The organism is Hydrogenophaga sp. (assembly GCF_018780075.1).
Lineage (GTDB): Bacteria > Pseudomonadota > Gammaproteobacteria > Burkholderiales > Burkholderiaceae_C > Hydrogenophaga.
In genome coordinates, this window is the sequence record NZ_JADMKB010000164.1 from 1 (window position 1) to 5,903 (window position 5,903).

A 5,903-nucleotide genomic window follows, 5' to 3' on the forward strand; every position below is an offset into this window, starting at 1 on the left:
GAAACACCGCCTGATTGGCGGGATCGCGACCGTCCAACTTCTGGGGGTCAGTTCATTCTCTCGGGGGCGGTTCAGGACCTGGGATCACCAGACGCTTACCTTGATCCGTTCAAACATCACAGCAGGATCGACTCAAGGGTCGCTCGTCGTACTTTCTCACGCATTCAAAATGCACACGGCAGGCCGGAAACCCCTTTCTGGCTGCCCAAGGGGAACCGGCTCATTTTTGGCATCCACAACGGAAAAACGCGGAGACACCCAAGATGGGCCTCATTCTCAGGGTATACTTGTCGGCTTAGTCGGAGCGTAGCGCAGCCTGGTAGCGCATCTGCTTTGGGAGCAGAGGGTCGCGAGTTCGAATCCCGCCGCTCCGACCATTCATCGAAAAAGAAAAAGGCCCACTCTGTGGGCCTTTCTTCTATGTGCTGCCGGTTATCTGTCTGCCCGTAGCTCAACCGGATAGAGCAGCTGCCTTCTAAGCAGCAGGTCGGGGGTTCGAGTCCCTCCGGGCAGGCCATTGAAACGCTTCAGGAGGTCCAGGAAAGTCCCAGATTGACTCGCTATTCATTGGGCTTCCCCCAGTTTCCCGGACGGTTTGTTTAGCCCACTAAACCTTGCTCAAAGTCGACTGGGCTGAGGAAGTCTAGCTTTGAGTGTTTGCGCACCGGGTTGTAGAAGCGCTCGATGTAATCGAACACGTCGGACCTGGCTTCTTCCCTTGTCCGGTAGACCTTGCGACTGAGCCGTTCGGTCTTCATGGATGAGAAGAAGCTCTCCATCGCGGCGTTGTCCCAGCATTCACCGCGACGGCTCATGCTGCAGGTGATGCCCTGTGCCTTGAGCAGCTGCTGGAAGTCGTCGCTGGTGTACTGACTGCCCTAGTCCGAGTGATGCATCAGCGAGCTGGGCTTGCCACGCCGCCACAGCGCCATCAGCAAAGCGTCGCTCACCATCTTGGCCTGCATGGTGTCGCTCATCGACCACCCCACGATGCGGCGTGAGTACAGGTCCATCACCGCCGCTGCATACAGCCAGCCTTCAGCCGTCCAGATGTAGGTGAAGTCGGCCACCCATTTCTGGTTCGGACCACTGGCCTCGAAGTCGCGCTGCAGATGGTTGGGCGCGATGTGGTTCTCAAGCCTGCTGCCCATATCGCCGGGCAGCCTGCGTCGCTTGTGGCGGGCTTGCAGCTTGGCCTGGTGCATTAGCCGGATGACCCGGTTCATCCCGCAACTCTCCCCCAGCGCTCGCAGGTCGTGCCAGACACGCGGACTACCGTAGGTGCGGTCGCTGAGCTCGAAGCTCTCTCGGATGAGGCGAGTGAGCCTGGCGTCGTCCTGGCTGAGCTGACTCGGCGCTCTACCCATCCATTCGTAGAAGCCGCTGTGGGAGACCGCCAGAACCCGGCACATGGTGCGGGTAGGCCAAACACTACGATGCCGCGCGATGAAGCCGTACTTCACTGCGGGTCCTAGGCATTGGATGTGTCCGGGATACTGGGGGAAGCCCACGCAGTCAAGCATGGCACAAACGACCATTCGTCGCTCCTGTAGACCCGTCTGGACTTCCGGCGCATATGACGCCTTCTCACTAATCGGGACTGGGGCGTGCGGCTTCTTCATGCAGGCCAGGGGCATCTTGGGTGTTCCCGCGACAGGCCGAATAGATAAACGCGAGTCGTTCTACGCCACCAAGTTGAGCCTGCGGTTTGGGGGGGCGGACTATAGATGATGCTGATGCGGGGCAAGTGCTACCTGCGTGTGCAGGTGAGTCCGCATCTTCAAAGGGCAGACGCGGTGCTGGCGCCGGGGTTGCTGGAGCGCCTGGGCGCCCAGGCGATGCAGCTGGCTGGGCTCTCACCTCCCCTTCCTGCGATCAGCAACCGCGGGTGACGGGCATCTCCATCTCGGGTTTCAGGGCCATGTGTTTGGCCAACTCCAGCTTGGCGATGGACTGGCGATGCACCTCATCCGGACCGTCGGCCAGGCGCAGGGTGCGCTGGTTGGCATAGGCGTAGGCGAGCGGGAAATCGTCGCTCACACCGCCGCCGCCGTGGGCCTGGATGGCCATGTCGATGATCTCGCAAGCCATGTTGGGCGCTACCACCTTGATCATCGCAATCTCGGCCTTGGCCACCTTGTTGCCCACGGTGTCCATCATGTAGGCCGCCTTGAGCGTGAGCAGGCGCGCCATTTCGATCTTGCAGCGCGCGTCGGCAATGCGCTCGTGCCACACCGATTGGGCGGACACCGGCTTGCCAAAGGCAACGCGGCTGTTCAAGCGCTTGCACATGAGCTCCAGCGCGCGCTCGGCCGCCCCGATGGAGCGCATGCAGTGGTGGATGCGGCCCGGGCCGAGGCGGCCCTGAGCGATCTCGAAACCACGGCCTTCGCCGAGCAGCAGGTTGCCCACGGGCACACGCACATTTTTCAGCACCACTTCCATGTGGCCGTGCGGTGCATCGTCGTAGCCGAACACGGAGAGCGGGCGCACCACTTCAACGCCCTTGGCACTGGATGGCACCACGATCATGCTTTGTTGCGAGTGGCGAGCCGCATCCGGGTTGGTCTTGCCCATGACGATGTACACCGCACAGCGCGGGTCGCCCGCGCCCGACGACCACCACTTGCGACCGTTGATCACGTATTCATCGCCATCGCGTTCGATGCGGCACTGGATGTTGGTCGCGTCCGACGAAGCGACTTCGGGCTCGGTCATCAGGAACGCCGAGCGGAACTCGCCGCGCAACAATGGCTCCAGCCACTCGTCCTTGAGTGCTTCGCTGGCGTAGCGCTCGAGGGTTTCCATGTTGCCGGTGTCGGGCGCCGAGCAGTTGAACACCTCGGCCGCGAACGGCACACGGCCCATGATTTCGCACATCGGTGCGTATTCCAGATTCGACAGCCCCTCGGGTGCACGAGGGCTGCGCGGCAGGAACAGGTTCCAGAGGCCAGCGGCGCGCGCCTTGGGCTTGAGTTCTTCGATGATGGTCGTGGGAATCCAGGGGTTGCCCTGGGCCCGGTTGGCTGCGATCTCGGCGAAGAAGCGCCCCTCGTTGGGATAGATGTGTTCGTCCATGAACGCCAGCAGGCGTTCGCGCATGCCCTTGACTTTGTCGGTGTAATCGAAGTTCATGAGGTTCCTTGGAGCTGTGACGGTTGTGAGGCCGGAGAGAGGAGGGGATGTCAGGCCTGCTGCGCGAAGCGCCACGCCATTTCGGCCAGTGGGCGGGCGCCGGCGGCCGACGACACCGCTTGCGCGCTGGACGCGGTACCCGCCTCGACCCGCTTGGCGATGCCCTGCAAGATGGCCGCCAGGCGGAACAGGTTGTAGGCGAGGTAGAAGTTCCAGTCGGCCTTGAGCTGGTCGGGGGTGGTGAAGCCGGTGCGCTCGCAGTAGCGGGCGATGTACTCGGCCTCGGTGGGAATGCCCAGCGCTGCCACATCCAGTCCGCCGATGCCGCGAAACGCGCCCGGCGGAATGTGCCAGGCCATGCAGTGGTAGCTGAAATCGGCCAGCGGGTGGCCCAGGGTCGAGAGCTCCCAGTCAAGGATGGCCAACACGCGCGGCTCGGAGGGGTGGAACATCAGGTTGTCGAGCCGGTAGTCGCCGTGCACGATCGAGGTGAGCGATTCGTCACGCGCCATCGCCGGGATGTTCTGGGGCAGCCACTCCATGAGCCGGTCCATTTCGGGAATGGGCTGCGTGATGGACGCCACGTACTGCTTGCTCCAGCGGCCGATCTGGCGCTCGAAATAGTTGCCAGGCCTGCCGTAATCAGCCAAGCCGATGTCGGCCGGCTTCACGCTGTGCAGCGCCGCCATCACGCGGTTCATTTCGTCGTAGATGGCACCTCGCTCAGCTTTGCCCATGTCGGGCAGGGACTGGTCCCACAGCACACGGCCTTCCACGCACTCCATCACGTAAAACGCCCGCCCGATGACGGACTCGTCTTCGCACAGCACATGCATCTGTGCCACCGGCACGCCGGTGCCGTGCAGCGCGCCCATCACCCGGAACTCACGCTCAATGGCATGCGCCGACGGCAGCAGCCTGGCCACCGGGCCGGGCTTGGCGCGCATGACGTACGCGCGCTGCGGCGTGATGAGCTTGTAGGTGGGGTTGGATTGACCGCCCTTGAACATCTCCACCGACAGCGGGCCGGCGAAGCCAGGCATGTGCGGAACCAGCCAGTGTTGCAGCGTGGCGATGTCGACGGCGTGTTGCTCGGCCACCGGCCGCGTGCCGGTGAAGTTTTGAGAATCTGTCATGCGGCTGCGGGCGGTTGGGGCTGGAGCGGATTGCTCAGGTTTCTGCTTCGGCGATGCGCATCAGCATGTCGCGGTTGCGCACCACCAGCCCCCCCTGTTCGATGCGGATGGCGTCCTCGCGCTCCATCGACTTGAGTTCCTGGTTGACACGCTGACGCGAGGCACCGAGCAACTGCGCCAGTTCTTCCTGAGCGAGTTGCAGGCCAATGCGCATCTCGTTGCCGTCCGACAGACAGGGCACGCCGTAGCTGCGCACGAGGTGCAGCAACTGTTTGGCCAGTCGGGCGCGCAAGGGCAGGGTGTTGAGGTCTTCCACCAGACCAAAGAGCGTGCGGATGCGCCTGGCCTGCAGCCGCATCAGCGCTTCGTACAGCTCGACGTGCGTGCTGAGGATCTTCTGAAAATCGTTGCGGGCGACACAGAGCAGGGTGGTGGCGCCATGCGCGTAGGCATCGTGCGTTCGCCGGTCGCCGTCGAACATCGCCACATCGCCGAACCACACGCCCGGTTCCACATAGGTCAGCGTGATCTGCTTGCCCGAGAGCGAGGTCGAACTCACGCGCACCGCGCCCTTGGCCACGGCCGTCCACTCGGTGGGCGGCTCGCCGCGGGCGACGATCAGGTCGCCGTCCTTGAAACGCTTGACGTAGGCGCATCGAAGTATGTCGTGTCGCAGGGAAGGGGAAAGACTGGAGAACCAGCGACCACTGTTGATCGCCTCACGTTCTTCCATTGTCAGAATTGGTTCATCCATCGGCTGTCTTATGAGTGACTGGGTTGCTCAAGATTGTCACCACTGGGACCATGGCGACACATCAGGGTTTGCGTGGTGGCTGTCCCGCAGGCGTCCACCCGCGGTGAAGCGGGGTGTTCAGCGGTACACGGCCGGACGCTTGTCCAGAAACGCGGTGATGCCTTCCCCTGCGTTGGCATGGTGCAGGTTGCGAACAAAGTGGTCGCGCTCAGACGCCAGCTGTGTGTGCAGCGATGCATCGACGGCGTCGTTGGCGAGTTCCTTGATGCTGGCCATGGCATTGGGTGCGCGCGCATTGAGGCGCTCGGCCAGCGCCAACGCCGCGAGCAGCGCGTCCTGCGGCTCGCACACCGCCGTGATCACACCCAGTGCATGCAGTCGAGTGGCATCGATCCGGTCGCCACACATCAGCAACTGCAGCGCGGTGGCTCTGGGCAGGGCGCGCATCAGGCTCCAGCTGGCGCCACCGTCGGGGGACAGGCCCACATTGCTGTAGGCCATCACGAAGACACTGTTGTGCGCGGCGACCACCATGTCGCAGGCCAGGGCCAGCGAAAAGCCGGCACCGGCGCAAGAACCTTCGACCGCGGCGATCACCGGTTTGGGGAACACGTGGATGGTCTCGATCCAGTTGTGCAGACCCTCGATGCTCTGTGCCTGAACCTCAGGCGGCTGCTGACGATTGGCCAGCAGGCGCTGCAGGTTGCCCCCGGCGCAGAAGTGGCTGCCTTCCCCGGTGATGACCACACTTCGCACGTCAGGGCTGTTCTCAGCGACGTTCAGTGCTTCCACGCCAGCGGCGTAGATGTCGGGCCCGAGGGCGTTGCGGTGCTCGGGGTTGCTGATGGTCAGCACCATGGTCTGGCCATGGCTGTGGC

Annotated in this window: 4 protein-coding genes, 2 tRNA genes and 1 pseudogene; 2 read left to right on the forward strand and 5 right to left on the reverse strand. The window is 63.2% G+C overall.

What is annotated here, in order from left to right; translation table 11 throughout:
- Positions 1 to 300 precede the first annotated feature (300 nt).
- Both IV088_RS24525 and IV088_RS24530 read left to right on the forward strand, forming a co-directional pair.
- A tRNA-Pro gene (locus tag IV088_RS24525) sits at positions 301 to 377 on the forward strand.
- A 63-nt stretch (positions 378 to 440) separates the two neighbouring features.
- A tRNA-Arg gene (locus tag IV088_RS24530) sits at positions 441 to 517 on the forward strand.
- Between the two features lie 82 nt (positions 518 to 599).
- Here IV088_RS24530 and IV088_RS24535 read toward each other — a convergent pair.
- The 5 genes and pseudogenes from IV088_RS24535 to IV088_RS24555 all read right to left on the reverse strand — a co-directional run.
- Positions 600 to 1,463 (reverse strand): annotated as a pseudogene (locus tag IV088_RS24535) (IS3 family transposase); the annotation flags it as partial.
- A gap of 412 nt (positions 1,464 to 1,875) precedes the next feature.
- Complete coding sequence (locus IV088_RS24540) at positions 1,876 to 3,135, reverse strand: acyl-CoA dehydrogenase family protein (RefSeq protein ID WP_291107227.1); 1,260 nt, start codon at positions 3,133 to 3,135, stop codon at positions 1,876 to 1,878.
- A gap of 50 nt (positions 3,136 to 3,185) precedes the next feature.
- Complete coding sequence (locus IV088_RS24545) at positions 3,186 to 4,271, reverse strand: phosphotransferase family protein (RefSeq protein ID WP_291107230.1); 1,086 nt, start codon at positions 4,269 to 4,271, stop codon at positions 3,186 to 3,188.
- Positions 4,272 to 4,305: 34 nt separating this feature from the next.
- Entirely contained in the window at positions 4,306 to 5,025 is a 720-nt protein-coding gene (locus IV088_RS24550; RefSeq protein WP_291107233.1) for a Crp/Fnr family transcriptional regulator, read from the reverse strand.
- Positions 5,026 to 5,142: 117 nt separating this feature from the next.
- A partial coding sequence (locus IV088_RS24555) for an oxepin-CoA hydrolase, alternative type (protein ID WP_291107235.1) occupies positions 5,143 to 5,903 on the reverse strand: 761 nt, incomplete at its 5' end.